This window comes from Halomonas sp. Y3, assembly GCF_024137965.1.
Taxonomy (GTDB): Bacteria; Pseudomonadota; Gammaproteobacteria; order Pseudomonadales; family Halomonadaceae; genus Halomonas; species Halomonas mongoliensis.
The window spans coordinates 1-24,166 of record NZ_CP099976.1; the positions used below are offsets into that span (position 1 = coordinate 1).

General features: G+C 60.4%; 30 protein-coding genes and 2 pseudogenes. 19 read left to right on the plus strand and 13 right to left on the minus strand.

Annotated elements, in window-relative coordinates:
* Nucleotides 1-70 precede the first annotated feature (70 nt).
* Entirely contained in the window at nucleotides 71-1,615 is a 1,545-nt protein-coding gene (locus NHL60_RS19385; protein WP_008175578.1) for an IS66 family transposase, read from the plus strand.
* 250 nt (nucleotides 1,616-1,865) lie between these two features.
* On the opposite strand, the gene NHL60_RS19390 is transcribed toward NHL60_RS19385, so the two are convergent.
* From NHL60_RS19390 to NHL60_RS19400, 3 genes and pseudogenes are all read right to left on the minus strand, one after another.
* The gene (locus tag NHL60_RS19390) at nucleotides 1,866-2,429 is read right to left on the minus strand and encodes a chlorite dismutase family protein (protein ID WP_001097412.1); all 564 of its coding nucleotides are present in this window, start codon (nucleotides 2,427-2,429) and stop codon (nucleotides 1,866-1,868) included.
* A gap of 23 nt (nucleotides 2,430-2,452) precedes the next feature.
* Complete coding sequence (locus NHL60_RS19395; RefSeq protein WP_001348195.1) at nucleotides 2,453-2,827, minus strand: cupin domain-containing protein; 375 nt, start codon at nucleotides 2,825-2,827, stop codon at nucleotides 2,453-2,455.
* 189 nt (nucleotides 2,828-3,016) lie between these two features.
* Nucleotides 3,017-3,453 (minus strand): annotated as a pseudogene (locus NHL60_RS19400) (transposase); the annotation flags it as partial.
* A gap of 107 nt (nucleotides 3,454-3,560) precedes the next feature.
* Between NHL60_RS19400 and NHL60_RS19645 the strand changes: the two are divergent.
* The 3 genes and pseudogenes from NHL60_RS19645 to NHL60_RS19415 all read left to right on the plus strand — a co-directional run.
* Nucleotides 3,561-3,692: pseudogene (locus NHL60_RS19645) on the plus strand (DNA polymerase V subunit UmuC); the annotation flags it as partial.
* Nucleotides 3,693-4,323: 631 nt separating this feature from the next.
* On the plus strand, nucleotides 4,324-4,548 hold the full coding sequence (locus NHL60_RS19410; RefSeq protein ID WP_095623473.1) for a DUF6290 family protein: 225 nt from the start codon (nucleotides 4,324-4,326) through the stop codon (nucleotides 4,546-4,548).
* A complete protein-coding gene (locus tag NHL60_RS19415) occupies nucleotides 4,532-4,798 on the plus strand; it encodes a type II toxin-antitoxin system RelE/ParE family toxin (RefSeq protein ID WP_253452434.1) in 267 nt (88 codons plus the stop codon). Before NHL60_RS19410 ends, NHL60_RS19415 begins: the two co-directional genes overlap by 17 nt.
* Before the next feature lie 29 nt (nucleotides 4,799-4,827).
* Here NHL60_RS19415 and NHL60_RS19420 read toward each other — a convergent pair whose 3' ends face one another.
* From NHL60_RS19420 to NHL60_RS19430, 3 genes are all read right to left on the minus strand, one after another.
* Nucleotides 4,828-5,718: a replication initiation protein gene (locus NHL60_RS19420; protein ID WP_253452437.1), complete on the minus strand. Its 891-nt coding sequence runs from the start codon at nucleotides 5,716-5,718 to the stop codon at nucleotides 4,828-4,830.
* A gap of 482 nt (nucleotides 5,719-6,200) precedes the next feature.
* Nucleotides 6,201-7,124, minus strand: a complete 924-nt coding sequence (locus NHL60_RS19425; protein WP_253452440.1) for a DNA-binding protein — start codon at nucleotides 7,122-7,124, stop codon at nucleotides 6,201-6,203.
* A gap of 197 nt (nucleotides 7,125-7,321) precedes the next feature.
* A complete protein-coding gene (locus NHL60_RS19430; RefSeq protein WP_253452443.1) occupies nucleotides 7,322-7,483 on the minus strand; it encodes a hypothetical protein in 162 nt (53 codons plus the stop codon).
* Nucleotides 7,484-7,819: 336 nt separating this feature from the next.
* Here NHL60_RS19430 and NHL60_RS19435 point away from each other — a divergent pair, with 336 nt between their 5' ends.
* From NHL60_RS19435 to NHL60_RS19450, 4 genes are all read left to right on the plus strand, one after another.
* Nucleotides 7,820-8,737, plus strand: coding sequence for a replication initiation protein (locus tag NHL60_RS19435; protein WP_253452446.1), 918 nt, complete (start codon nucleotides 7,820-7,822; stop codon nucleotides 8,735-8,737).
* An 897-nt stretch (nucleotides 8,738-9,634) separates the two neighbouring features.
* Nucleotides 9,635-10,036, plus strand: a complete 402-nt coding sequence (locus NHL60_RS19440; protein WP_253452449.1) for a MobC family plasmid mobilization relaxosome protein — start codon at nucleotides 9,635-9,637, stop codon at nucleotides 10,034-10,036.
* A 710-nt stretch (nucleotides 10,037-10,746) separates the two neighbouring features.
* Nucleotides 10,747-11,436 (plus strand): hypothetical protein, encoded by a 690-nt coding sequence (locus tag NHL60_RS19445; protein ID WP_253452451.1) that lies wholly within the window; start codon nucleotides 10,747-10,749, stop codon nucleotides 11,434-11,436.
* A gap of 3 nt (nucleotides 11,437-11,439) precedes the next feature.
* The gene (locus NHL60_RS19450; RefSeq protein ID WP_253452456.1) at nucleotides 11,440-11,700 is read left to right on the plus strand and encodes a hypothetical protein; all 261 of its coding nucleotides are present in this window, start codon (nucleotides 11,440-11,442) and stop codon (nucleotides 11,698-11,700) included.
* A gap of 176 nt (nucleotides 11,701-11,876) precedes the next feature.
* Here the strand turns inward: NHL60_RS19450 and NHL60_RS19455 are convergent, their stop codons facing one another.
* Complete coding sequence (locus NHL60_RS19455) at nucleotides 11,877-12,194, minus strand: hypothetical protein (protein WP_253452459.1); 318 nt, start codon at nucleotides 12,192-12,194, stop codon at nucleotides 11,877-11,879.
* A 1-nt stretch (nucleotide 12,195) separates the two neighbouring features.
* Complete coding sequence (locus NHL60_RS19460) at nucleotides 12,196-12,486, minus strand: hypothetical protein (RefSeq protein ID WP_253452395.1); 291 nt, start codon at nucleotides 12,484-12,486, stop codon at nucleotides 12,196-12,198.
* A 165-nt stretch (nucleotides 12,487-12,651) separates the two neighbouring features.
* Between NHL60_RS19460 and NHL60_RS19465 the strand changes: the two genes are divergently transcribed.
* On the plus strand, nucleotides 12,652-12,876 hold the full coding sequence (locus NHL60_RS19465) for a helix-turn-helix domain-containing protein (RefSeq protein WP_367399362.1): 225 nt from the start codon (nucleotides 12,652-12,654) through the stop codon (nucleotides 12,874-12,876).
* Between the two features lie 382 nt (nucleotides 12,877-13,258).
* Here NHL60_RS19465 and NHL60_RS19470 read toward each other — a convergent pair whose 3' ends face one another.
* From NHL60_RS19470 to NHL60_RS19480, 3 genes are all read right to left on the minus strand, one after another.
* Entirely contained in the window at nucleotides 13,259-13,384 is a 126-nt protein-coding gene (locus NHL60_RS19470) for a carbohydrate porin (protein ID WP_253452401.1), read from the minus strand.
* 17 nt (nucleotides 13,385-13,401) lie between these two features.
* On the minus strand, nucleotides 13,402-13,644 hold the full coding sequence (locus NHL60_RS19475) for a hypothetical protein (RefSeq protein ID WP_253452403.1): 243 nt from the start codon (nucleotides 13,642-13,644) through the stop codon (nucleotides 13,402-13,404).
* Between the two features lie 379 nt (nucleotides 13,645-14,023).
* A complete protein-coding gene (locus tag NHL60_RS19480; RefSeq protein ID WP_253452406.1) occupies nucleotides 14,024-14,314 on the minus strand; it encodes a hypothetical protein in 291 nt (96 codons plus the stop codon).
* A gap of 187 nt (nucleotides 14,315-14,501) precedes the next feature.
* Here NHL60_RS19480 and NHL60_RS19485 point away from each other — a divergent pair, with 187 nt between their 5' ends.
* Entirely contained in the window at nucleotides 14,502-14,837 is a 336-nt protein-coding gene (locus tag NHL60_RS19485; RefSeq protein WP_253452409.1) for a type II toxin-antitoxin system HicB family antitoxin, read from the plus strand.
* Nucleotides 14,838-14,954: 117 nt separating this feature from the next.
* Here NHL60_RS19485 and NHL60_RS19490 read toward each other — a convergent pair whose 3' ends face one another.
* Both NHL60_RS19490 and NHL60_RS19495 read right to left on the minus strand, forming a co-directional pair.
* Nucleotides 14,955-15,227, minus strand: a complete 273-nt coding sequence (locus NHL60_RS19490) for a type II toxin-antitoxin system YafQ family toxin (RefSeq protein ID WP_253452412.1) — start codon at nucleotides 15,225-15,227, stop codon at nucleotides 14,955-14,957.
* The gene (locus NHL60_RS19495; RefSeq protein ID WP_253452415.1) at nucleotides 15,227-15,484 is read right to left on the minus strand and encodes a type II toxin-antitoxin system RelB/DinJ family antitoxin; all 258 of its coding nucleotides are present in this window, start codon (nucleotides 15,482-15,484) and stop codon (nucleotides 15,227-15,229) included. Before NHL60_RS19495 ends, NHL60_RS19490 begins: the two co-directional genes overlap by 1 nt.
* Nucleotides 15,485-15,660: 176 nt before the next feature.
* Here NHL60_RS19495 and NHL60_RS19500 point away from each other — a divergent pair, with 176 nt between their 5' ends.
* From NHL60_RS19500 to tnpB, 9 genes are all read left to right on the plus strand, one after another.
* On the plus strand, nucleotides 15,661-19,155 hold the full coding sequence (locus NHL60_RS19500) for a DNA methyltransferase (RefSeq protein ID WP_253452418.1): 3,495 nt from the start codon (nucleotides 15,661-15,663) through the stop codon (nucleotides 19,153-19,155).
* A 950-nt stretch (nucleotides 19,156-20,105) separates the two neighbouring features.
* Nucleotides 20,106-20,357 carry an antitoxin Xre/MbcA/ParS toxin-binding domain-containing protein gene (locus NHL60_RS19505; RefSeq protein WP_253452421.1) on the plus strand — a complete coding sequence of 84 codons (252 nt, stop codon included), beginning with the start codon at nucleotides 20,106-20,108 and terminating at the stop codon, nucleotides 20,355-20,357.
* 52 nt (nucleotides 20,358-20,409) lie between these two features.
* Nucleotides 20,410-20,580 (plus strand): hypothetical protein, encoded by a 171-nt coding sequence (locus tag NHL60_RS19510; RefSeq protein WP_253452424.1) that lies wholly within the window; start codon nucleotides 20,410-20,412, stop codon nucleotides 20,578-20,580.
* Nucleotides 20,577-21,254 (plus strand): recombinase family protein, encoded by a 678-nt coding sequence (locus NHL60_RS19515; protein WP_045995261.1) that lies wholly within the window; start codon nucleotides 20,577-20,579, stop codon nucleotides 21,252-21,254. The genes NHL60_RS19510 and NHL60_RS19515 overlap by 4 nt, the downstream gene beginning before the upstream one ends.
* A gap of 161 nt (nucleotides 21,255-21,415) precedes the next feature.
* Nucleotides 21,416-22,057 (plus strand): AAA family ATPase, encoded by a 642-nt coding sequence (locus NHL60_RS19520; protein ID WP_045995260.1) that lies wholly within the window; start codon nucleotides 21,416-21,418, stop codon nucleotides 22,055-22,057.
* A 39-nt stretch (nucleotides 22,058-22,096) separates the two neighbouring features.
* A complete protein-coding gene (locus NHL60_RS19525) occupies nucleotides 22,097-22,342 on the plus strand; it encodes a ribbon-helix-helix domain-containing protein (protein WP_045995259.1) in 246 nt (81 codons plus the stop codon).
* Between the two features lie 13 nt (nucleotides 22,343-22,355).
* Entirely contained in the window at nucleotides 22,356-23,339 is a 984-nt protein-coding gene (locus NHL60_RS19530) for a replication initiator protein A (RefSeq protein ID WP_253452427.1), read from the plus strand.
* A gap of 112 nt (nucleotides 23,340-23,451) precedes the next feature.
* Complete coding sequence (locus tag NHL60_RS19535; RefSeq protein ID WP_008175582.1) at nucleotides 23,452-23,829, plus strand: transposase; 378 nt, start codon at nucleotides 23,452-23,454, stop codon at nucleotides 23,827-23,829.
* A complete protein-coding gene (gene tnpB / locus NHL60_RS19540) occupies nucleotides 23,826-24,161 on the plus strand; it encodes an IS66 family insertion sequence element accessory protein TnpB (protein WP_008175580.1) in 336 nt (111 codons plus the stop codon). Before NHL60_RS19535 ends, tnpB begins: the two co-directional genes overlap by 4 nt.
* Nucleotides 24,162-24,166: the final 5 nt, after the last annotated feature.

Below are 24,166 nucleotides of genomic sequence, written 5' to 3' on the forward strand. Positions count from 1 at the left end.
AGCTGAGCAATACCGCCATAGCCAGAACTGCGAATCGCTTGCAGTACAAGGGCTTGGCATACTAAGGGGCATGACTCAGCGCCCCGACATCAACCAACTCTCTGCCGGTCAGCTCCGTGCTCTCGCTACGGAACTGTTTGATCGTGTTGATAACAAAGAGCGGGCTCTGGTGCACCGTGATGCGGTCATCGAGAAGCTGACCCACGAAGTGGCCATTCTCAAGCGCCATAAGTACGCCCGGCGTAGCGAGCAGCTGGACGCGGTTCAGGGAAAACTGCTGGACGAACTGATCGACAGCGACCTGGCCTCCATCGAGGTCGAACTGGAACAGGCGATGACCGAGGAGCAGAAAGCCGCTCGGCCAAAGCAGCAACCCAAACGCACACCGCTGCCACCGGAACTGCCCCGCACCCTGATCCACCACGAGCCAGAAAATACTCAATGCCAGTGTGGCTGCCAGCTCAAGCGCATTGGCGAAGACGTCAGCGAGAAGCTGGATTATGTCCCGGGTGAGTTCACCGTTGAACGTCACATCCGGGGCAAATGGGCCTGCGACAGCTGCGAGACGTTGATCCAGGCACCGGTGCCACCGCAGGTGATCGACAAAGGCATCCCCACCGCTGGCCTGCTGGCCCAGGTGCTGGTGGCCAAGTATGCCGACCATCTGCCGCTGTACCGTCAGGAACGCATGTTCGGCCGTGCCGGCCTGGAAATCCCGCGCTCCACCCTGGCCGAATGGGTGGGTGCCTGTGGTGTGCAGTTGCAGCCGCTGGTGGATGCGTTGAGAAATACTCTGCTGGAACACAGTGTTCTGCATGCCGATGAAACCCCGGTCAGCATGCTGGCCCCGGGCAAGAAGAAAACCCACAAGGCCTACGTCTGGGCCTACTGCACCACACCGTTTGCCGACCTGAAGGCAGCTATTTACGACTTCGCACCCAGCCGTGCAGGCGAACACGCCCGAACCTTCCTGGGTGACTGGCGGGGCAAGCTGGTCTGTGATGATTACGCTGGCTACAAGGCCGGGTTCGGCAACGGCATTACCGAAATCGGCTGTATGGCCCACGCCCGGCGCAAGTTCTATGACCTGCACGAGGCCAACAAGAGCGAATTGGCGGCCAAGGCCTTGGAATACATCGGTGGACTCTACGAGATCGAGCGGGAAACCAAAGATCTGCCACCGGATATGCGGCGGGAAATCCGGCAAACCAAAGCCAAACCCCTTGCCGATGCGCTGCATCAGTGGATGCTGGCCCATCGCCAGAAAGTGCCGGATGGCTCCGGCACGGCCAAAGCCCTGGATTACAGCCTCAAACGTTGGGAAGCGCTGACGCGCTACCTGGACGATGGCGCTGTGCCCATCGACAACAACTGGGTGGAAAACCAGATCCGACCCTGGGCGCTGGGGCGCAGCAATTGGCTGTTTGCGGGTTCACTGCGCAGTGGTCAACGTGCGGCTGCGGTCATGACCCTAATACAGTCAGCGAAGCTGAATCGGCATGATCCCTATGCCTACCTGAAGGATGTGCTGACTCGCCTGCCGACACAGAAGAACAACGCCATCGACGAGCTATTGCCCCACAACTGGAAACCGGCCATACCTAACAAGGTGTAGGCCGGACGTGTATGGAGAGCCTTCTTCGAAAGCTGGACAAGGTGCCAACTCTAGACGGCAGGATATGCCCTGGGAGATCGATGAGAGAAAGAGGAGGCCATAAGTAGAAAATTTCCCAAGCGACTGGTGGCTCGCTAGGCATACGTGTCGTGTTACTCCTAAGTTATTAGACACACTAGATTTTCCGGGCTTTGCTGGGCTGCGGGTGTCGCAGGTGTATGCCGCACGGAGATCGCAGTTAAACCTGATACTAGGCCGGCTCATGCACTAGCCGGATGTCGATTTCTCTGTCGACATACTTCCACTCCACCGAGGCCCGGAGTTCGGCCAAAAGCCTGTTAAAGCCCGGCTCATCAGACGGGGAATATTCGAACCACGTCAAGAAGTCGAAGGGTTCGCTCTCGCCCAGGTCCCGACAATGGTGGAGACGACGGGCCACAGCAGGGAGATATTGGAGCCCAATGTGAATGTGACGGGACTGCTCCTCAAAAATCTTCCGGCGTTCGTCTTGAGCCAGTCCCCACCATGAGGGGTTTTTCCGGATAGGGATCAGGGCGGCACAGGTGGCCTCTGCTCGACCCAAACTTGGCTGCTTCGCCACGAGACGATCCTTCTCTTCACGCACGACATAACGCTCGTTACTCGTTATCCCGCGAAGAAGCCATTTGGTGCCCAAAGGCTGCGGCGAAACAGAGCCAGCGGCTACGTCGAGCCGGGGGATTCCAGGGAGAGGGGCTCCCGCCACGGCATCCATCCGAACAACGCGCCAAACACCCGTTTCTCCACCAGCGAACGTAAATAATCGTGTATTCATCAGTTTCCTCTCAGGCCTTTCGCCTATTTCTCAGCCAACGCAAAACCGGCATTGCCCGGCGCAACCACTGAAACAAATATAAAAGGTTCGGGGCCAGAGTTCATTGCACCATGTACCTGCCCAGGTTTTGCGATCGCAATATCTCCAGCTTTAAGATGAGTGACTATGCCGTTACCTTGATGATATTCGGCTTCACCTGAGATAACCGTCCAAGTATCTTGGCCGTGAGGATGTACATGGGAAGCTATTTCCTGCCCAGGGTGGGCGTGCCAAACAACGACGACAGAGTCATTGGTTTCCAGAACAACCGAACGAATCGGTTCGCCGTTAGACGGACGAACATATTCATCCACCGAAAAAATCCGCGATTCAGTTTCTGCTCTCATGTTCACACCCATTTAAAACTGATTGGACACGTACTCTAAACGCAACTGCGCCTGGACAGCACATGAAGATATGTACCTAAGCGCCCTTCGGGAAAACTATGCTCTGGCGCACAGAGACCGTCAATACTCCGTCGTGGGTAGGCATGACATAACGGGAGGAGACGGGCGACGCTTTGGTCATATGTACATGAGAAGGTGGCTCGCCCGCTCGGCAGGGTTGTTGTCGATGGGCAGGTGTCCCCCTTTCGATGTAGCGGATCAGCTTTAACCAGTTGCTCGCAAGGCAATTGATTGCTTGCCCAAGGCACTTTGACGACGTGACCTGGGGAGGGGTTTTGTCCAGCCTAGCTTTCAGTTGCTCCAGGAAAGCCTGGCTTTGCGACTGGCGCGTCTGGTATCGCTGGGCATCGCCCGCCTCTTCCATGTCGCGCTCGATGCCGTAGAGCTTGTTGATAAGAGTCAGTGCCATCTCCGCTCGGCCGATCTTGCCCTTGGATTGAGTTTTCTGATGAACTTGCGCCGCGCATGCCCAGCAACCTATACGCTCGACGCCTTTCTGCCTCCAGGAGGCGCTGCGGCACCTCCTGGGTACGGCTAGCGGTGTAATTGAACAGGATGACCGGAAGATTTGGTGGGCCACCGCGATCTCCTCAGTAGCTATAGCCAAACAGGTTGGGTATGAGAAGTTCAAGGGGGGGCGAGCAAAGCCCCCGTTCCAATTGATTCTCTATTCCACACAAATGGCGATATAAGCCGGCGGGTGATGACGACCCTGGAAGCTCTGGCATCGAGAGTGGATGTCTACTCCATCGACGAGGCGTTTCTGGATCTGACCGGAATCGACCGGGTGGTAAGCTTCGAGCCTTTTGGTCGGCAGGCGATTTGGCTCAAGGTGGAATCACCGGACGGTTACAAAGCACGTGCTTTCACCTGCACTATGGACGTGAATAGGCACGTGCTTTCACCTGCAGTCACAGGCTGTGAATAGGCACGTGCTTTTACCTGCACCAGGCTGTGAATAGCCACGTGCTTTTACCTGCGCCAGGCCTGTGGACAGGCACGTGCTTTTACCTGCACCCACTTCGTGCCTTTACCTGCAGAGATGCAGTCTAAATCATTGTTTTATAAGTTTTTTCCAGAACCGTAACGCGCGCGCGTCTTTAACTAAGATCTAAAAGATCTTTAACGCGCTACGCGCTCGCCTACCCTCCGCTCGTTCCTCGCTCCGCCCCCGCTTCGCGGGCCTGAACGATGACGCGCCAAAGGCGCGGCTGACGGGCGCTCTCGAGCCGCTTCGCGGCTGCGCGCCCTGGACGGCGCAGCCTGACCGCTAAAGTGCCAAGCCTCGCTGGGCCGAACCCCAGCCTCGTGCGGGAACAGGGCGCTTCGCGCCTGGGTTTAGCAGGAAGGAGGTCGATCCACGCTCAGGTGGTGTCGCAAAGATCCGTGGCGCCGCCCTGGCTGAATGATATACTTGTATAGCGCCCACCCTGCCGGAGGAGAGTTCGATGCTCGCCCTACGCCTGCCCACTGAGATCGAGGAACGCCTGGAGGCCCTGGCCAAGGCCACCGGCCGCACCAAGAGTTATTACGCCCGCGAGGCGATCCTCGAGCACCTGGATGACCTCGAGGATATCTACCTGGCCGAGAAGACTCTGGAGCAGGTCCGCCGCGGCGAGATGACGACCCACAGCCTGGACGACGTGGAGCGTGAGCTTGGCCTGGCGGATTGAACTCACCGACGAGGCGGTCAAGCAGCTCAAGAAGATCGGTCATGCCGACGCCAAGCGCATTCGGGACTATCTGCGCGGTCGCCTCCAGCCGCTGGAGGACCCCCGGCAGCTGGGCAAGCCGCTGACGGGCCAGCTCAGCGAGCTGTGGCGCTACCGGGTAGGCAACTACCGCCTCATCGCCAGCATCGAGGATGACGAGATCCGTGTTCTCGTCGTGCGGATTGGCCACCGTAGCAAGGTGTACCGGTAGCAGCGGGGGAGGAACCCGCTGCTGTTGGGTCAGGCTTGTTCAGCCTCCACTGCCTGATCACGCTTCTTCTTCTGGAGGAGACGTAGTGCTGCATCCTCATAGCTCTCACCGGGGCGCGCCTGCTGCTCGATGAGATGGCGGGGAATGCCGAACAGTACGCCTTGGCTGCCCTGGTCCGCGGATGCTGTACGTTTGGGCTTACGCCGCTTGTCAGTGATACCTGACGCCTTCTTGTCGGTCTTCTCTCCGAACGTGAAGACGAAATGGCTGACACGTCGCCCGGTCTTTCGCTGACTCCACTTCACCCAGATAGGTGAATGCTCGTTGATCTGCTCAATGGCGGGCTCTATGACGCGCCGCTTGAGGTCGCGGATATTGCCATACCGCTCTTCAAGCTGGAGAGCTTCGCGTAGCCACTCCAGCTCCACTTCACGTTCCCCCGAGCTGCGCCACTGAGCCAGTAGCTCGTAGAGTCGAATGGCATGGGCACTGGTCATCTTGGCTACGTCTTCCAGCGCGTAGCGAGTGAACTGTTCGGTTAGCTGAGAGAGATAGGGCACCATTGGTTGACTGAACCTTACTGCTACGGTCCCTTGAGCCTCTTGATAGACGACTTCTTGGACCCAGCGAGTCAGCCTGATCTTGGCCCCGCCTTGGCCGTTGGGTGCTTCATGAAGGGTGACACGGCGGTCAAACAGTCGCTCAGAGGCTGTCTTGAGGTGCTGGTAGGCGCGTTTGACACTGACTCCAGTCATCTCAGCAATCTGCCGGGCGCTGACGATGTAGAGTTGTTGATCTGTTAGTGGCTCATCTCTACGCACCTGGGAGATACAAGCAAGGATGATGCGTTGCTCATATAGGCTGAGACGGTAGGAGGCTTCGACCAAAGCGTTCGCCTTGTAGACTAGAGCGTCCTGCATAACCTTTCCCTTTGTTTGTGTGACATCTTTTTTGTTGTCACAGGTAACCACCTTTTTGTCCCCCTTTCAACCACCTTTTTGTCCCCTTCAGACCACCTTTTTGTCCTCTCCAGACCACCTTTTTGTCCCTTTTTCGGACGATAAACCCTTCCCTATCAATGTCTTGGTAGACCCTAAAAGGAAAAGGGGAAAAGGAACAGAAAAGGCGCGCTGATGCGCGTGAGCGCTACGCGCTCGCCTACCCTCCGGTCGCTTTCGCTCCCTCCGCCCCCGCTGCGCGGGCCTGATGAGGGTGCGCCAAAGGCGCAGCAGTTGGGCAGCTTCGAGGCGCTTCGCGCCTGCGCTGCCCAGCGGGCAGCCTGGCCGCTAAAGAATCCAGCCACGGTGACCGCCACCCCAATGCCCTGCGGGAACGTTGGGCGCTTCGCGCCCGTTGTTTAGCAGTGAGGGGGGCAGTCCCCGGCCAGTGCCGGGGCTCCCGATCAGGACAGGGGCAGTGAGCCCTGATCTTCGTCACGTTGCCTACCTTGGCTTTCCAGCGCCTCCAGGCGAGCTGCCAGGGCCTCGGCGCGGGTCTCTGCCTTGGTACGTCCCTGAACCGCCTCCTGAGCCGTTTGGCGAGCTTCCTGAGCCTGTTTCTCTACGGCTGTCAGGCGTTCACGGTATTCCTCGCGTTGTTCGACCAAGGCCTGCCGATGCACCTGGGCGTCCTGCTGGCGAGCCTGCCGCTCCTCCTGGAGTGTCTTGGCACGTTCCTCGGCCTGCTGCTGGGCGGCCTCGGTGCGAGTCTCGGCCACCGCCAGGGCGCGCTCGGCCTCGATGCGGGCCTGATCAGCTTGCTTGGCCTCACGCTGTGCCTCGATACGGGCCTGGCGCTCCTCGTTGCGCTGCTCCTCGAGGGTGGTCACCCGGTTGCGGGCCTCGGCCAGCTGCTGACGAGCCTCGTCGCGCTGTGCCTCCAGCTCCTTCACCCGCTCGCGGAACTCGGCCACGGCGCTGCGCGCCTCGTCGCGCTCGCCGGTGACCCGGTCGCGCTCGCTCTCCAAGGCCTCGACCTGGTCACTCAGGGCTTCGACCTGCTCCTCCAACTGCTCGCCGGTGGCCGACAGCTCATCGGCGGTGTGCTGGGCCTCCAGGGCGCTCTCCTCGGCTTCGGCGCGGGCGGCGGCGGCCTGCCGCTCGATCTCCTCGGCCAGGGCGGCGGCCAACTCGTCAGGCAGGCGGGCGGCGCGGCGTTCGGCCGGCGCCTGGGTGGCCCGCCAGGCCTTGAGGTGGCGGTGGATGGTGTTGGGACTGCCGGTGCCTAGCTGCTCGCGGATGCGCTGGATGCTGGGTTTCTCGCCCTGCCCCACCAGGGCGTCGGCGACGGTGGCGACCTGCTCGTAGGTGATCCCGGTGCGTGCCATATCGTACTCTCCGCGGCTGTATCGTAATTCGTATTTCATATTATATGTTATACGGTACAAAATACAATACAAAATATCACTGCGCTATGAAATATCCCGGCGCCGCCGCGGTTTTCGGGCGGCCAGGCACGAAAAACCCCGCCGTAGCGGGGGGCGAGTGTCGGGCGGCTTGCCTGGTGAGGGGACTCGGGCCGGGATCAGGGCGTCTGCTGGTACTGCTGCACGATGACATCACGCTCGCGGGCCAGGCGCCGCTGGCGGTTCTGGTGGGCGTGACGCTTGATCTGCACGTAGGCAAACAGGCTCACGCTGGCCATGAACAGGGCGAAGGCGACGATCATCCAGCTGAAGGCGGTCATGAATGTTCTCCTCTACTCGCTGAGGCTTGGTCCACGGGGATCCAGCCCACCCCGTTGGTCTGGTGAAAGAGCTGAGAGGCAGGATGCCTATGGCCTAAATCGGTTGCTGAAACGCCATATGACCACACGGAATTTCTGGGGGATAGTAGGTGGATATGTTGTGATACAATTTCTTTTAATTCAATGGCTTGCGTCACTAACATGTTTGACGGGGTTGAAGCACGCGCGTATAAAAACGACGAAGCCCCCAAGATAGGGGGCTTAATAGAACGCCCTCACCCCGGGACTCTTGGCGGATGATCGGGATGAGGGCGCCACATAACGTGTGAGGGAATTATGGCCCACCCCGACCCTGCCTGCCAAGTGCAGCCAGGCACAACCCTAGACCTGTTTCGGCATAGGCTTCCTCGCAAGCCCTACCACACCGATGATCTCGATACGGGCCTACGCATCCGCGATGTACAGAGGGCTCTACGTGCGCGGTACATCCAGCCCAACGGCCCGACGCACCGCTATTGGCTGGTCTACGATGTAGACCGCAGCGGCGCCGCTCTAGACTGGAGCGACCGCAGCGCACCCCCGCCGACGATCGTGGTCCAGAGCCCCGAAAACGGCCATGCACATTTGATTTACGGTTTACAGGTCAGCGTCAGAACGGCACCAGACGCGAAATCTGGCCCGCTGCGTTATGCCGCTGCTGTGGATTGCGCGCTGATGACCTTGCTGGCCGCCGATGAGGGCTATGCCGGCCTGATTTGCAAGAATCCGCTGCATCCGCACTGGCGTGTCACCGAATGGGAACCCCGGCTCTACGAACTGGGCGACCTGGATAGCTGGCTTGACCTGAGCGCCTACGGAGATCGCCGTAAGCGGCTGCCGGACTATGGGCTAGGCCGGAACTGCAACCTATTCGACCGCCTGCGTTGCTGGGCCTACAAGGCGATCCGCCAGGGCTGGCCGGATTACGACCGCTGGCACGAAGCGGTGCTGGCACGCGCACGAGCCTACAACGACTTCGAGACGCCACTCCCCGAAAGTGAGGTGCGGGCCTCGGCTAAAAGCGTGGCTCGGTATACCCACCGGCACTTCAGCCCGGCTGCATTTAGCGCCTGGCAGGCCGCTCAAGGCCGCAAGGGCGGTGTACGGTCTGGGGAGGTGCGTCGAGTAGGGTCTGAGGCCGAGAGCCAGCCCTGGACCGCTCTGGGCATTTCTAGGCGGACGTACTACCGGTGGAAAAAAGCCGGGACACTGTGACACTTGAAGCCATATCAGATAATAGCCCGCGAGGGGTGTGGCCTTTCTGGTCAACAGAAAGACAGCGACTGGAGGGGCCTTGTCACGGTACAGACGGCACCGTTGGCGAAACGGATCTCTGGTCCGTGCCCCTAGGTGCCTGCCAACCGTCCTCCAGCGGGACCGCTGGGGGTTACAGGGGGCGTTACGCCCCCCCTCCCTACGGTTAGTCCGACTCGCTGAACGGTAGTCACCGTTGTTCCTCTGCACGTCTCTGACGCTGCCTGTTGTTTTCCTCCGCCTCCAGGGCTTCCACACGGGCCGCTAGTTCCTAAGCGACTGCCCTGCGACTAGTACGCATGGCGGGCTTTACCCTCCGAAGCGTTAGGCGCGTCGCTAGTCGCAGCGGCTGCTCTTACCGCCTCGCGATGCTTCGTCGTGGTCTACCTGGGCGGATCAGGAGAAACCACCCTCGCGGATATGCTCCAGGTAGCGAAGTACTTCAGCGGCGCGGCCATCGGCGACCAGGTGCTCTGCGGTTAGCCCCCCGAGTGCCGCGATGTGGTATGCCCTGTACCAGGCCTCGGCAGCCTCTCGTGAGCCGGCCCAGGGCTCGACTCTGTCGAGGATGAGATCCGCTGCTGAGCCTGGCTGATGTTGGTGTGGTGGCGTTCTCATCCTCAGTCCCTGTAGTCCCTGTTTCGACCTGGCTGCTCGCATGCCCCTTATAGAGAGGAAGCCCCGACCACTCTACTAGGGAGTTTCCATTGCAGACTCATACCAGCAACGCTAGCCGTTTTAACTCGGGAGCCAGCCTACCCTGTCAGACACTCGACTCGCTCCGCGGTCTCTGTCTGCCAGGGGCTGGCGGGGGGCTGTGCCCCCTCGACCCCCCAACTGCTACCACGGGGGTGACCCATGGCTGAGCGTCGTTCCCGGCGACCCACGGCATTGACCCAGCGAGTGACGCTGCGGCTGCCCGCCGACACGGCCACTGCCTGGCGACGTCAGGCTGATGCGGCAGAGGTCACGCTGAGTGATTGGGTGCGCCGCCGCGTCGATGGTGGTCATGCCGTGCCGGCTGCGAAACCTAGGCGACAGCGACGCCTCCGCACCCTGACCGCCGATCCCGAGCTGCTCCGACAGCTGGCCGCCATCGGTAGCAATCTGAATCAGATCGCTCGCGTGCTGAACTCCATTGGTCTGTCGCTCAGCGACCATCTACGGCTGCTCGCCGAGCTGGCCGCCATCCAGCGCGAGCTGCACCGACTCGCCGAACTGCCCCGGTACGGTCCCGACGACCTCGGCGAGGAGAGTTAGCGTGCATATCAAATTTTTGCGCCATGGCCAGGGCAGCACCGCCGGCGCGGTGCGCTACCTGCTTCAGGAGCGTGACCACAACGGTGACCGGCGGGCTGAGGTCACGGTGCTGCGCGGCGATCCACACCTGGTCGCCCAGGTGGCAGATGCCAGTCCGCACCAGTGGCGCTATACATCCGGCGTCATCGCGTGGGCACCCGAGGACAACCCCTCTCCCGCCGAGATCGCCCAAGTCATCGAGGAGTGGGAGTCGGCTGCATTCGCGGGCCTGGAGCCCGACCAGTACGCCACCTGCGCGGTTTTGCACCGCGCCGCCGACGGCACACCGCACATCCACACGCTGACCGCCCGTATCGAGTTGACCACCGGGCGGGCATTGAACATTGCCCCGCCAGGGCATGAGCGACTATTCGACCCGCTACGAGACACCTGGAACCACGCCCAGGGCTGGGCGCGGCCCGATGACCCGAACCGAGCGCGCCCCGTCCAGCCGGGCTACGAGACCCAACAACGCGGCCAACACCTCTGGAGCCGCCTGGAGCTGGCCGGGCATATCGAGGCCCTGGTCGACGGCGGCTTGATCACCACCGCTGACGATATTCGCCGGGAGCTGGCCGAGCTGGGCGAGATCACGCGCACGGGGCGGGACTATGTGAGCGTGCGGCCGCACGGCATGAAAAAGACCATCAGACTGCGAGGAGCATTATTCCATGACGACTGGAGCATCGAATGGTGGGAGCAGCGTGAGCTCGAGCGTTTCCCCGGTGGAACGGCGGCAGGCGCTGCTGAACGAGCGGTTGCTGCACAGTCTGGACGAGTTGATGCAGCAGCTGCGCAGCGAGCACGAAAGCGATTGGCGTCAGCAGTTCAGCGACGCGCTGAGTACCACCGAGACCGCTATCAACGACGAGACCCAGCGTCTGAGGTCGGCGCTGTCCGAGGCACTGGGCCAGATCGAGCGGCAGCAGACACGGCGGATCTCTGGCTGGGAGCAGGTACTGAGCGAGTCGGAGGCGCGACAGCGGCAGCAGGTCGAGGGCATCGAGCAGAAACTCGCGGCTGCGGCGACACAGGCGGAGCGTTTGTCCCGGGTGGGCGGGATTCGGAGTTGGGCGCGGTCGATGGCGATCACCGTCGCCATAATGCTGGCCGTGGCCGGAGTGACAGCGAGCGGCCTGCACCTGACCGACTGGCTGATCGAGAGCCGCAAGGAGCGTCTGGACAGCGTAAACGAGAAGCTCAAACAGGCGCAGAGACTGCTCCCCGAGGGCGTCGAGATCCTAGAAATCAACGACCAGACCTATCTGGTGGGGCTCCGGGTGAGCCCGGATATCCAGGAGCGCGGAGCGGGGTGGATAGGCATTTGGGGCGATCACCCGGTAGTGCAACTGACGGAGTAAATGATGATGACGGAGCTGGAAGCGCGGCTCTTAACGCAGCTCGAGCAGCAGCAGCGCGATTCCGAGTCGCTGGCCAGTGGGCTATTAACCGAGCTCGCGAGATTGCAGACGGCGCTGAGCGAGCAGCAAGCCGAGACCCGGGCATTGCGTCGGGAGCTGGAACACAGCGATCGCCAGAACGCCGAGCTGATCGAGCGTCTGACAGGGCGCGTCGACGCGCTCACGACGCTGCTGGACGGTTTGAAGACACAATTGCGCAGGTGACTACGGCCTATGAGGCCTGGATGGCCCGTCAGAAAAGGCGGGAGTGGGAGGATCGTGAACGCGAAAAGGCGGCGCAGTCTCAGTCGATGTGGAGCAGTTATAGCTCGTCTCTGTCTACCGAGCCGCCCGTCCACCCAGGGACAGGGGACGGGCCTGCAGGACCGGGACTTGGATAATCAACTAGGGTAAAGGTCGTCATGTCGAATGCCCGGATGTACCGGTTCGAGTACTGAGAATGACACGATGTTGACGATTCGGCGCGTGATCGCCCGCTCTTCCTGCCGAGGCCATAGCCTGACCTGGGTCAGCAGCTGGCCGACGTAGGGAGGACGGTCACCACTTGGGCTGAATCGTCTGTCTTCGAGGTACGTGTTCCAGAGGCCCCCGGCTCCGAAGATCCGGTACCAGCCTGCTTTTTCCGCCTCATAGCGCTTCCAGCAGTGAATGATGAGGTAGGTGCCCTGATGTGCCGGCTGCGGTGTCTGTTCCGTCATTTCAGTGTACCTCGCTCAGGATCCGGTTCAATTGCTCGCAGAGCGGCTCCAGGGCGTCGCTGTCCATCGGCAGGTCGAGCTCGACCAGCGTGTCCGTGACCCACTGTTGCAGGGCGTCGCGGTTGCCCAGTGTGATTGGCTGGCCGAGGCGAGGGGCCAAAACTAGGGTGGGTTCCTCCAGGCGCAGCTGCAGATCCTGTGCCACAGCGCGGGCGAGCCGTCGAATGATGTGCTGCCGGTGCTGGCGTTCGATTTCGGCGTGAATGGGGGAGCCCTGGGGAAGGTTCAGCATGGTGATGCCCTCTCTTTGTGTCGATTATGAGCTTCACATGAAGCTCATAATCGACATTATGGGGCATAACTTGGTTTTGGCAAGCCCTTTTTGTCGATTCTATGTATCATTCGATGCATGGTTCTGTGGGGGTAATGAATGATCCGCTTCAAAATCAAAGAGTTGATGGCTAAGAAGGAATTTGCCGAGGACCGGCGCATCACCATCGGTGAGGTGGCCAGTGCGGCGGGTATCCACCGGATGACGCTGTCTAAGATGATCAATCAGCGGGGCTACAACACCAGTACCGAGAATCTGAGCCGGCTCTGTGCCTACTTCAACTGCCAGGTGGAAGAGCTGGTGGAGTATGTGCCGGAGAAGGTGCCAGAGGGCCAGGGGCCGAGCGAGTAAGAGTGGTGCTGCGCTGTCGGTAGCGAGCGTGCTGATGGCGTCATGGTGGGTAGGGCTAATGCGACGCAGAGTGTCGCTGCGGCATGATGCAGAGTGTCGCTGCGGCATGATGCAGAGTGTCGCTGCGGCATGATAGGGCCCCTGGCGGTGGTCATGTCATGCCGGTCTGGAGGTGCCAGGAAAGCGCCTGAGATGTGCCAAAAAAGCGCAAGAGAAGCGCCATAATCTTGAATTTCGGCCTTTTGAGGCCCCTCTAGGGGGCGTTTTCGCCTCCTCCTCGGGTGTTACTTGGACTCGTCGAACGGCAACCCGGGCTGTTCCTCGGCACGCCGCTGACGTTGGCTGTTGTTTTCCCCGGCCTCTAGAGCCTCCATACGAGCCGCTAGAGTTCGGCCTTGGTCCGACCTTTTTCGGCCTCCTGGGCGCGTTGCTGGGCGTCCTGGAGCTGCTTTTCCATGGCGGCCAGGCGCTCGCGGTACTCGTCGCGCTGCTCCTCGAGGGTGGTCATGCGGTTGCGGGCCTCGGTCAGCTGCTATCGCGCTTCGTCGCGTAATCTTGACTTTCCCCTCGTTTCTTCCATTCCATTAGTTTTCTATGCATGATCTTGCTTCCTTGATACCTTGGGTTTTTGATCATGCTTTCTAAATTTTCTCGGGTTGCTGCTACTGCTGGATTTGCTGTTATCGTTTCTGGGTGCACCCCAGGTGCCATGACCATGGTTTCACCTAGCGCTTCTATGGCCCTGCACCAGGGCACAGGAAGCACCATGCGTTCCCCTGACGGTGAGACATCTTTCCAATTTGTGGTTTCAAAGATGGTCTACTCCACCTATAGCGAAGAAGAAAGGCGCGAAGTGCATGACCAACTGATAGGGAGCTGGGTTGGCACTCAGGGGATCTGTGCTGATGGGTATACCGTCGATGAGCCTGAGGATGCTAGTGGGGCATATATCTATAAGGGCACCTGCAAGTAACCCGCCTAGGTTATCATGGGTGCGCTTTTGCCCCAGTCGTTAGTCGTGGCTGGGGCAGCGTACTGGATGAGCAGTAGCAAGTGATGGCCTAGATATGGCCTCTAACGAGCGATATGGGCCGTAATCGTGATTTTCGGGCGAACGAGCGTTGCACTGATGGTGGTTTACAGCTAGTCAGCTGTCCCGCTGGCACACGTTCCAGCGGATCTGCACTGCCTCGGTCTGCACCGAATCCAGGATGTACGCCGCAAGCGCGTCAGCCGACACCCATGCCCTCGGTGCCCTGCTTCCAGCGGCCGTCATCACTGCAGTGCTGCCGTCTGGTGAGTGGAGGATCAGCGACCAGAAGCCGCCGGCCTGCCCTAGCACTTCCAGCTCCGGTCTTTGGGACGCGCGATAGCGTTCCCAGAACTCCGCGGGCTCCAATCCAGTGTGCTGCTGCTCCGGGGCGTTCTCGGTGGTCATGGTTCCTCCAGTGGTCATCGGACGCAGATAGCGCGAGATCCTCACGCCAGGACGGTGCTGATCTCGATGCATTGAAGTTTGGCCCACTGCCATCCCGGGTACAGGGATGAAACCCAAACCATAATCTTGATTTTGCGGGCGCGGCGGGCAGCATCCGCAAGTGGTTGGGAGAGAACGGAGAGACACCGTGAATAACATCATGGTCATCGACGGCTATCGCGCCGTCATCCAGTACGATCCGGATCTCGAGGTGTTCCGCGGTGAGTTCACCGGGCTGAACGGTGGTGCCGACTTCTACGCCGACAGCGTGGCCAGGCTGCGTGAGGAAGGCCGAGGGTCGCTGCGCGTCTTCCTCGAGGAGTGCCAGGAGCGTGGTATCGAGCCCACCAAGTCCTATTCCGGCTCGCTCCAGGTGCGCCTGTCTGAGGAACTGCACAAGAGCGCCGTCGATGCCGCCATGGCCAAGGGGCAGAGCCTCAATCAGTTCGTGGCCACCGCCATCGAGCATGAGCTCTCGGCATAACACTGCCTTGCAGAGCCCTCCTAGCGAATTCGGTACGCACTGCGTACCGAATTCGCGGACGGGGCTAAACCACGGCTCCCTGCTGTGACGAGGCGTTCCGAGACCCGGCGCGGTTCTTCATTCACGGAACAAGTCGGCATGACTGCCCGTTCGGGACAGGTGCAGTTCATCATCCACGATGCGATACAGAAGTAGCCAGTCGGGCTCAATATGCGCATCCCGATAGCCGTTCCAGTTCCCTCTCAAGGGGTGGTCCTGGTAGGCCTCGGGTAAAGGGGCCTGCTCAATTAGCAGCCCAAGCAGGGTCCGCAGCTTGGTCATGTCCTTGCCGCGCTTCTGGACCCGCTTCACGTCTCGTTTGAACTGGCTTGTTCGGACCGGGGTCAGCATCAGATCCCCAGGTCCTGAAACAGCTCATCGGCGTTGTCGAACCGCTTCCCCTTGCCGGCGTCCAGCTCGGCCATAGCCTTGGTGGTGGTGGCGTTCGGCACTTGCACCGCAAACGGCAGGCGCTTCTCGTCTGCAATGCGCAGCATCAGCAAGCGAATGGCATCAGACACGGACAGCCCCATGGCCTCCAGGGCGGCGGTGGCACGCTCTTTGGTCTCGCTGTCGATGCGGGCTCTCACCACGGTATCAGCACTCATGGCTCTCTCTCTTCAATGTGGCTACGTTGTAGCTACATTATAGCGACCCTGCTGTCGCGTGTCATGGCCGATGGGCGTGGCTCGGCGACCAGAGGGGATGTTGCAGGGCGAGCCCTGATGGTCTCAGTGATACCATGAGGAAAAACGAAAACACGCCGTACCAGGGAGCCCCACGCATGGATGCCGTCGCCAAGCCGATCGCCGATACCGCCGCTGTTACTGAGTTCGTTGCCCGCTGGAAGGGCAATGACGGCAGCGAGAAGTCCAACTTCCAGTCGTTCATGCGCGAGCTGTGCGAGCTGCTGCAGCTGCCGCTGCCCGACCCGGGCAAGGCCGAGAACGACCACAACGCCTACGTCTTTGAGCGCTTCATCGCCCCACAGCGGGCCGACTCCACCACCGAGAAGCGCTACATCGACCTCTACAAGCGTGATTGCTTCGTGCTCGAGGGCAAGCAGACTGGCAAGACGCTGGCCACCCAAAGCCACCAGAACGCCATCAATGCGGCGGTGAGCCAGGCTGAGCGCTACGTGCGCGGCCTGCCCCTGGAGGAGGTCGAGCACGGCCGGCCGCCCTTCGTGGTGGTGGTCGACGTGGGCAACGCCATCTACCTGTTCGCGGAGTTCTCGCGCACCGGCGGCAACTACGTCGCCTACCCCGACCCGCGGCACCATGAAATCCGCTTGGACGACCTGCACCGGCCCGAGGTGCAGGATCGCCTGCGCCGGCTGTGGCTCGACCCGCACAGCCTGGACCCCAGCAAGCACGCGGCGCGGGTCACCAAGCAGGTGAGCGCCACCCTCGCGCAGCTGGCCAAGTCCCTGGAGCAGAGCGGCTTCGAGGTGGAGCGGGTCGCCAACTTCCTCAAGCGCTGCCTGTTCACCATGTTTGCCGAGGATGTGGAGCTGCTGCCCAAGGGCTCCTTCCATGACCTGTTGGTCGACATCAAGGACCGCAACCCCGAGGCCTTCCCCCACGCCGTGAAGGCGCTGTGGGAGACCATGAACACCGGTGGCTACAGCGAGCGCCTGATGCAGACCATCAAGCGCTTCAACGGTGGTCTGTTCAAGGGCATCGACCCCATCCCCCTGACCGTCGAGCAGGTCCAGCTGCTGATCGATGCCGCCAAGGCCGATTGGCGGTTCGTGGAGCCGGCGATTTTCGGGACGTTGCTGGAACGCGCCTTGGACCCGCGGGAGCGTCACAAGCTGGGCGCCCACTACACGCCGCGGGCCTACGTCGAGCGTCTGGTGATGCCGACCCTGATCGAGCCGCTGCGCGAGCAGTGGGGCGACGTGCGTGCCGCGGCCGAGACCCTGCTGCGCCAGGGTAAGCCGGACAAGGCACTCCAAGAGGCGCAGGCCTTCCACTACCGCCTGTGCCAGACACGGGTGCTCGACCCGGCCTGTGGTTCCGCCAACTTCCTCTACGTCGCCCTGGAGCACATGAAGCGCCTGGAGGGGGAGGTGCTGGCCTTCATCGCCGAGCAGAGCCAGGGCCAAGGCATGCTCGAGACCGAGGGCCTGACCGTCGACCCGCACCAGTTCCTGGGCATGGAGATCAACCCACGGGCCGCGGCCATCGCCGAACTGGTGCTGTGGATCGGCTACCTGCAATGGCACTACCGCCTGAACGACCGTCTCGACCTACCCGAGCCGATCCTGCGCGACTTCAAGAACATCGAATGCCGGGATGCGCTGATCGAATACGACAGCCGCGAGCCGGAGCTGGACGAGAACGGCGATCCAGTGACCATCTGGGACGGCATCACCATGAAGGTGAGCCCCACCACCGGCGAATTGATCCCCGACGAGACCGGACGGGCCACTGTCTACCGCTACCACAACCCGCGGCGGACCGAGTGGCCGGAGACTGACTATATCGTGGGCAACCCGCCGTTCATCGGCGGTTCGACCATGCGTCGCTCTCTGGGGGATGGCTATGTCGATGCCGTGCGTCAGGTGTTCAAGGGCGTGGTGCCGGACTCTGCCGACTTCGTGATGTACTGGTGGCACATCGCCGCCGAGACGGTGTGCCATGGCCAGGCCCAGCGCTTCGGTTTCATCACCACCAACAGTCTGCGCCAGACCTTCAACCGCCGCGTCCTGGAGCCCCACCTGGGCGATGCCAAGAATCCGCTCTCGCTGGCCTTCGCGGTGCCCGACCACCCCTGGGTGGATGGCAACGATGGGGCGGCCGTGCGCATCGCCATGACGGTAGGCGTGGCCGGCGAGCAGCCGGGGCAGCTGCGTCAGGTGACCAAGGAGGTCTCTAGTGAAGACCGTGAAGCCCGCGAAGTGCAGTTGAACCAGCGTAGCGGCAAGGTGTTTGCTGACCTGACTATCGGAGCAGACGTAGCCAGTGCCGAGTCTCTGCAGGCGAATGAGGGCATCAGCCAACGAGGCTTTGAGCTTGGGAATTCTGGCTTCATCGTGACACCGGAGGAAGCCGCAGTCTTGGGGCTGGGTGAGGTGGAAGGGCTGGAGCGGGTGATCCGAGACTATCGCAACGGCCGGGATCTGACCCAGAAGCCCCGAGGGGTGAAGGTAATCGACCTATTTGGCCGGGAGGCTGAGGAGGTGCGCGAATCTTTTCCAGCGGTCTATCAATGGGTGCGTGAGCGTGTGAAGCCTGAGAGGGAGCACAATCGAGACCCCAAGCTCAGAGAGAAGTGGTGGCTGCATAGGCGGCTACGCGGAGACCTTCGAGGAATGCTGGCTGGACTGAAACGCTACATCGCCACGGTGGAGACCACCAAGCATCGGCTGTTCACCTTCTTGGGTGAGGAGATCCTGCCGGATAACATGCTGGTCAATATCGCCGTTGAGGATCCAGCGATGCTGGGCGTGCTCTCTAGTCGAGTGCATGTGTCCTGGGCGCTTGCGGCTGGCGGGCGCCTGGGCATGGGAAATGATCCACGCTACAACAAGACCCGTTGTTTCGAGACCTTTCCATTCCCTGCGCTCAACGACGAACAGGCCACCCAGGTCGGAGCCCTTGCTGAGCGTATCGACGCCCACCGTAAACGGCAGCAGGCAGCCCACTCTTCGCTGACGTTGACTGGTATGTACAACGTGATGGAGAAGCTGCGGGCTGGTGAGGAGCTGACCGACAAGGAGAAGGCCATCAACCAGCAAGGTCTGGTCAGCACGCTCCTCGAGGATCACGATCAGCTGGACCGTGCCGTTTTCGAGGCCTATGGCTGGCAAAACCTCGCTGAAAAGCTGATAGGTCGCCCTGGAGCGACCACACCGTTGCCGGATAAGCCCGCCGACCAGGCCGAGGCCGAAGAAGAACTACTGATGCGGCTGGTGGCACTCAACAAGCAGCGTGCTGCGGAGGAGGCCCAGGGCAAGGTTCGCTGGCTACGACCGGATTACCAGGCACCGGATGCCACCCAGATCGGTGCCGAGCTGGCCACCGAGCAGGCCAAGGCGCCCTTGGCTGCCGCGCCGGCAGCCAAGGGCAAGACGACATTCCCCAAGTCGCATCCCGAACAGCTCAAGGTGCTGCGCGAAGCCCTGGCCGAGCGCCCCCACACCGTCGAGAGTCTGGCCGAGCTGTTCAAGCGCAAGCCGCGGAAGTCCGTCGAGGAGGGGCTGCTGTCGCTCGCCGCCGTGGGACGGGCGGAGCTTGAGGAGACGACTGACACCTGGTACGCAACGGGCTAATTTACGCAAATCGGCTGGTACTGCCGAGGAACACCCAGGTTTTGGCTAGTTCTGGGTGTTTTTTACAAAAAGCTACAATTTTTCTTCGTTCTCAGAAGTGGCCCAGGAAGCCTGCGAACGCTGCTGCCTACCCTCAGACATGGGATATCCCATATTGGGCGCTGTAGAGCCTCCTGTAGCCTGTGGAGAGGTGGTTAGCCGTGTGTCAGTGCATACGTTGATGGGGGTAAAGTACCCATAACGCTCCATAACCACCCATCAACTACCGTATTTACTCCCCCGCACCCAGGTTGTATGTTGAGAAGGACTCACAAAAAAGAGGCCCCGAAGGGCCTCTGGCTAGTGGGTTTATCGGCTAGGGAGACTGCGGTAGTGACTTACCACGTACTCCCAGCGGCCGAGACGAAAGCGAAGATATGCGATGACGCGCACAGTCTTGCTTTTCATGGCTGCACCTCCACGTAGAGGGGTGGTGCGCAGCATTTCGAGAAGACCTAGACGCCCTCCTTTAGGTGCTTTATAATGCGCGCCCCTAAGGGCAGGTCAAACTAGGCAGCGTGAGGCAGCTGCACACTGCTAACACACGCGTTTACCGATACTGCCTATCTTGCTAACCACCTTTGCCGAGGTGGTTGGTTTCGTTTTTCTGTTCGAAAAACTAATCCCACAAGAGATGATGCCACCACTCGGGGCAAGCATCAACCCTATCTACTATATGTAGGGGTTGCTGACCTCTATCACCCCCATCCTGTTGTATATCGACCACTGACAACCAATGTCAGAGTATCCGCGTGGGCAATCGCCAAGAGCGCTAAGAATATGGTCGTTTTCTTTACATGCGCCGCCCTGGTCTCCAGGGCGGCGTTTTTCGGTGGTTTTGCGTAAAGAAATGCCGTAAACATATCTATGTGAAGAAAACGAGTGTTTTCCATTGATCAGTGGAGGCGGTGATGACCAAGCGAAGCGATACGCCGCATGAGTGGCTGCCAATGCCCAAAACCATTGACCCAGAAGGGCGCCATGCCGGCGCCGTCTGGCGGGCGGCTATCGGGTTGTTTGAAGGGGATCGCACCGCGGCGGAGCGTTGGTTGCATCAAGAGGTCATGGGGCTTGGAGGGAAGCGCCCCGTCGATGTGATGCGGGCAGACCCTCAGCAGGTGCTGGACCTAATAGGCCGGATCGAGCATGGAGTTCATACCTGATCCGCACCCGTTGAGGGCGCGGCTGAGAGTTGGTTGGTGACAAGGGGGCACGATGAAAGAAGCAAGTGAGGAACAGGCGATCAGGGCTGCCGATAACGGTTCTCTGGAGCGCTTAAGGGCCTCGGTGCGTGAGTACCGTACGCCGTTAGAGCCGGTGGACGTCGAGGACTGGGAGGCATTGGGCCTCGAGGATGACACGGCCACGCTGGGAGGTGGCGCATGATCATCGGCTACGCCCGCGTCAGCACCCAGGACCAGAACCCCCAGCTGCAGCGTGACGCCCTCGAGGAGGCTGGCTGTGAGCAGGTCTTCGAGGAACGTGTCACCGGCACCAAGCGAGAGCGTCCCGAGCTGCAGGCCTGCCTGCGCACCCTACGCGACGGCGACACCTTGGTGGTGTGGAAGCTCGATCGACTGGCTCGCTCGCTCAGGGACCTGGTGGAGCTGATTCACGAGCTGAACGAGCGCGGTGTGGGCTTCCGGTCGCTCACCGAGGCGATCGATACCACCAGTGCCGGTGGCAAGCTGGTGTTCCACATCTTCGGCGCCCTGGCGGAGTTCGAGCACAGCCTGATCCGGGAACGGACCCTGGCCGGCCTGGCGGCGGCCAGAGCCCGCGGCCGCAAGGGAGGGCGCCGTCCGGTCATGTCGGCCGCAGACGTGCGCAAGGCGGCGGCGATGCTGGCCGACCCAGAGATCACCAAGACCGAAGTGGCCAAGCACTTCGGGGTCAGCCGGGTGACGCTGAATGCCTCCCTGGAGCGCGAAGGGCTGGCCAAGGCCGTGAACCACCCCCAGCTCGAGCAGCTACTGGCCCAATGCGACCCCCACGCTCCCGAGTTGGAAGGGCTACGAGCCTGGCTAGAGGCGCCGGCTGTGGGGCGCGAAGAACTATAGGGGGCGGATAGGCAGCTTAGCGTCACCTCTACCCCTATCTATTCCTGAAGACCTACAGAGACCCAGCCCTTGGGCATGATGCTCTGGCACAGCAAAGAATTGACAAAGCGGCTTGATAGGACGTATATTTGATATGCTTTTAATATTAAAAAAGGTGCTTTATGATCATCACTGTAGGCAACACGAAGGGAGGGGTTGGTAAGACTACTCTTGCCGTGAGCCTGGCGATTTCCCGAGCCTTATCTGGGCGCGACGTTTGGCTGATCGATGGCGATCGGCAAGGCACAGCACAGACCGCTATCAGCATTCGTGCAGAGAGTGGGGTCAGCCCGGGTATTGCTTGTGCAACATATCCGGATGGCCCGACTCTGCGAAGCCAGGTACAGCAGCAGGTGGCCAAATTCGATGATGTCATCATTGATGCAGGTGGTCGTGATTCCACGGCTCTACGAGCTGCTTTGGTGTTGAGTGATGTGTTGTTGGTGCCCTTCGCCCCTCGCTCATATGACGTGTGGGCGTTAGAGGATATGGCGTCTTTGGTAGATGAAGCTCGTAGCGTCAGAGATGGATTACGGTCTGTCGCTGTACTGAACCTCGCTGATCCCGGCAGTAACTCAATGGACAATGCTGAAGCAGCAGAGGCGGTTGCCGAGATACCACAGTTCGAGTATTTGGCAACGCCGATACGGAGGCGTAAAGCGTTTGCCAACGCGACAGGAGCGGGGCTGTCCGTGCAAGAAATTAAGCCGGTAGACAGGAAGGCAGTAGCTGAGTTGGATGCACTTGTTAAAGCCCTTTTTTAATATTAAAATGATATTCTTTTTATATAAAAGGTAGTGTTTATGGCTATTACAAAGCCGAAGGCAAAGCCCTCACAGACAGCGGAGTCTTTCATCTCTGGTGCACCGGACTCGGAGACCAAGCCGAAGGGGGTGAAAAAAGGCAATAAGCGACAGATCAGCCTTACGATCACACCCTCACTGTTGGAGAGGGTAGACGAGCTAGCCGCAGAACTAGGCCAGTCCCGTGCCGCGATCATCAATATGGCAATTTACCGTGCTGTTGAGCATGGCCTCATCAAAGAGTGATCGGGGGCAGGGCATGAGCGAGGATCGCCAGAAATTCATCGAGGACAACGCCAGAGCTGGGGAAACCTGGGCAGAAGCTACCGCACGTCTCTTTCCAGCCCCTGGCAAGGGCTCGAAACGCACCCGCTCCACACTGGCTCCCGAGCGTCATGTCCAGCACGATTTCTTCATTGCAGACATGCTGGAGGCGAGCCCCAAGGACGACCTCGGGAGCATGGAGCATCCGTTGTTCGCTTTGAAGTCGGGCGATACACGAAGGCGTACCTACGCGCGCAATGGCATCACTGTAACTGTGATGCCAGGTCAAGCTGGCTGTGCAACGATTCATGATAAGGACGTGTGGATCTACTGCATCAGCCAACTTGTAGAGGCGATGAACAGAGGCCGCGAGGATGTGGGGCCGGTTGTACGCTTTACGGCCTATGATTTTCTCGTGACAACCAACCGCGACACCAGTGGGCGAGCCTACCAGCGCATGGGAGACGCGCTTTCGAGGTTACGTAGTACCACTATCGAAACCAACATCGAGGTGGACGGCTACCGCGAGCGGCGTGGTTTTGGTTTGGTTGACTCGTGGCGCGTCATCGAGCGTGGCCCAGGTGATCGGATGGTCGCTGTTGAGGTGCGTCTCCCTGAATGGTTGTGGCGTTCAGTTCAGGCTTTTCAGGTGTTGACCATAAGCCGAGACTACTTTCGGCTACGCAAGCCGCTAGATAGGCGGATTTACGAGCTTGCCCGCAAGCACTGTGGCCAGCAGTCACGGTGGCGTGTAGGTCTCAAGGCCCTCTATGAGAAGAGTGGCAGCTCAGACACGCTGCGCAACTTCCGAGCGGCAATCAAAGTGTTGGTCAAAGCCAATGAGCTGCCTGACTACCGAGTAAAATTTGACCAAGAGACCGATGCGGTGACGTTCTATGCCCGTGCCGGCAAAGGCAGCAAAGCTCAGATGGCGGATCTCGTTGCGGAGCTAGCCAAACCGCCAGAGTGCGCCCAATAGTGCAGGTGAAAGCACGATATTAAAAGCACGGTAAGCGTCCGGTGATCCCATCTTGAGCCTGGCGCTGCCGTCGTCAGGATAGTGTCCACTTATTTTCTAGTGGACACTTAACATGAACGAATTAAGCGTAACCAAACCCTGCCAACGCCGTCGCCGGTTTTCCCGGGAATTCAAAGCCGGGATTGTCGCCCAGTGCCGAGATCCGGGCGCATCCGTCTCCCGGATCGCTCTGTGTAATGGCCTCAACGCCAACATGGTCCGACGCTGGATCAAGGAGGCGCGACGAGTGCCTAAAGCACCAGCGACAACGCCGGAGTTCGTGCCGGTCAATCTGCCAGCAGCAACTTCAGCACGGAGCCACCACTCGGTCTCGGACAAGCGTAGCACCATCCGCATCGAGATTCCCCGCGCCAGTGGCGCGGTTGTCGTGGAGTGGCCTGCGGAGCAGGCCCACCAGTGTGCCGCCTTGTTGCGGGATCTGTTGGGATGATCCGCATTGATGAGATCTGGCTGGCCACCGAACCGCTGGACATGCGGGCGGGACCGGATAAAGCTCTGGCACGAGTCGTTCAGGTCTTCGGTTCGGCCAGACCCCATTGCGCCTACCTGTTTGCCAACAAGCGAGGCAACCGGATGAAGGTGCTGATCCATGATGGCCTCGGCATCTGGCTGTGTGCCCGTCGTCTAAACCGGGGCAAGTTCCACTGGGGCGAATCCTGGCGAGGCAAACAGTTATGTCTGACCGAAGAACAGTTATCCGCCCTCGTTCAGGGCCTGCCATGGCAACGTATTGGGGCCGATGGCGTCATCTCAATCCTGTAACCACA

Excerpts from the sequence above, each read along its gene's own strand:
- NHL60_RS19425 (WP_253452440.1), bottom strand. The coding sequence starts at position 7,124 with ATGGCACGCACCGGGATCACCTACGAGCAGGTCGCCACCGTCGCCGAC.
- NHL60_RS19445 (WP_253452451.1), top strand. The coding sequence starts at position 10,747 with ATGACGACTGGAGCATCGAATGGTGGGAGCAGCGTGAGCTCGAGCGTT.
- NHL60_RS19535 (WP_008175582.1), top strand. The coding sequence starts at position 23,452 with ATGAACGAATTAAGCGTAACCAAACCCTGCCAACGCCGTCGCCGGTTT.
- NHL60_RS19420 (WP_253452437.1), bottom strand. The coding sequence starts at position 5,718 with ATGCAGGACGCTCTAGTCTACAAGGCGAACGCTTTGGTCGAAGCCTCC.
- NHL60_RS19505 (WP_253452421.1), top strand. The coding sequence starts at position 20,106 with ATGACCAAGCGAAGCGATACGCCGCATGAGTGGCTGCCAATGCCCAAA.
- NHL60_RS19470 (WP_253452401.1), bottom strand. The coding sequence starts at position 13,384 with ATGACCACCCTCGAGGAGCAGCGCGACGAGTACCGCGAGCGCCTGGCC.
- NHL60_RS19410 (WP_095623473.1), top strand. The coding sequence starts at position 4,324 with ATGCTCGCCCTACGCCTGCCCACTGAGATCGAGGAACGCCTGGAGGCC.
- NHL60_RS19440 (WP_253452449.1), top strand. The coding sequence starts at position 9,635 with ATGGCTGAGCGTCGTTCCCGGCGACCCACGGCATTGACCCAGCGAGTG.
- NHL60_RS19460 (WP_253452395.1), bottom strand. The coding sequence starts at position 12,486 with ATGCTGAACCTTCCCCAGGGCTCCCCCATTCACGCCGAAATCGAACGC.
- NHL60_RS19510 (WP_253452424.1), top strand. The coding sequence starts at position 20,410 with ATGAAAGAAGCAAGTGAGGAACAGGCGATCAGGGCTGCCGATAACGGT.
- NHL60_RS19520 (WP_045995260.1), top strand. The coding sequence starts at position 21,416 with ATGATCATCACTGTAGGCAACACGAAGGGAGGGGTTGGTAAGACTACT.
- NHL60_RS19530 (WP_253452427.1), top strand. The coding sequence starts at position 22,356 with ATGAGCGAGGATCGCCAGAAATTCATCGAGGACAACGCCAGAGCTGGG.
- tnpB (WP_008175580.1), top strand. The coding sequence starts at position 23,826 with ATGATCCGCATTGATGAGATCTGGCTGGCCACCGAACCGCTGGACATG.
- NHL60_RS19455 (WP_253452459.1), bottom strand. The coding sequence starts at position 12,194 with ATGACGGAACAGACACCGCAGCCGGCACATCAGGGCACCTACCTCATC.
- NHL60_RS19475 (WP_253452403.1), bottom strand. The coding sequence starts at position 13,644 with ATGGTGCTTCCTGTGCCCTGGTGCAGGGCCATAGAAGCGCTAGGTGAA.
- NHL60_RS19515 (WP_045995261.1), top strand. The coding sequence starts at position 20,577 with ATGATCATCGGCTACGCCCGCGTCAGCACCCAGGACCAGAACCCCCAG.
- NHL60_RS19525 (WP_045995259.1), top strand. The coding sequence starts at position 22,097 with ATGGCTATTACAAAGCCGAAGGCAAAGCCCTCACAGACAGCGGAGTCT.
- NHL60_RS19465 (WP_367399362.1), top strand. The coding sequence starts at position 12,652 with ATGGCTAAGAAGGAATTTGCCGAGGACCGGCGCATCACCATCGGTGAG.
- NHL60_RS19390 (WP_001097412.1), bottom strand. The coding sequence starts at position 2,429 with ATGAATACACGATTATTTACGTTCGCTGGTGGAGAAACGGGTGTTTGG.
- NHL60_RS19430 (WP_253452443.1), bottom strand. The coding sequence starts at position 7,483 with ATGACCGCCTTCAGCTGGATGATCGTCGCCTTCGCCCTGTTCATGGCC.
- NHL60_RS19395 (WP_001348195.1), bottom strand. The coding sequence starts at position 2,827 with ATGGGTGTGAACATGAGAGCAGAAACTGAATCGCGGATTTTTTCGGTG.
- NHL60_RS19500 (WP_253452418.1), top strand. The coding sequence starts at position 15,661 with ATGGATGCCGTCGCCAAGCCGATCGCCGATACCGCCGCTGTTACTGAG.
- NHL60_RS19450 (WP_253452456.1), top strand. The coding sequence starts at position 11,440 with ATGATGACGGAGCTGGAAGCGCGGCTCTTAACGCAGCTCGAGCAGCAG.
- NHL60_RS19435 (WP_253452446.1), top strand. The coding sequence starts at position 7,820 with ATGGCCCACCCCGACCCTGCCTGCCAAGTGCAGCCAGGCACAACCCTA.
- NHL60_RS19495 (WP_253452415.1), bottom strand. The coding sequence starts at position 15,484 with ATGAGTGCTGATACCGTGGTGAGAGCCCGCATCGACAGCGAGACCAAA.
- NHL60_RS19480 (WP_253452406.1), bottom strand. The coding sequence starts at position 14,314 with ATGACCACCGAGAACGCCCCGGAGCAGCAGCACACTGGATTGGAGCCC.
- NHL60_RS19385 (WP_008175578.1), top strand. The coding sequence starts at position 71 with ATGACTCAGCGCCCCGACATCAACCAACTCTCTGCCGGTCAGCTCCGT.
- NHL60_RS19490 (WP_253452412.1), bottom strand. The coding sequence starts at position 15,227 with ATGCTGACCCCGGTCCGAACAAGCCAGTTCAAACGAGACGTGAAGCGG.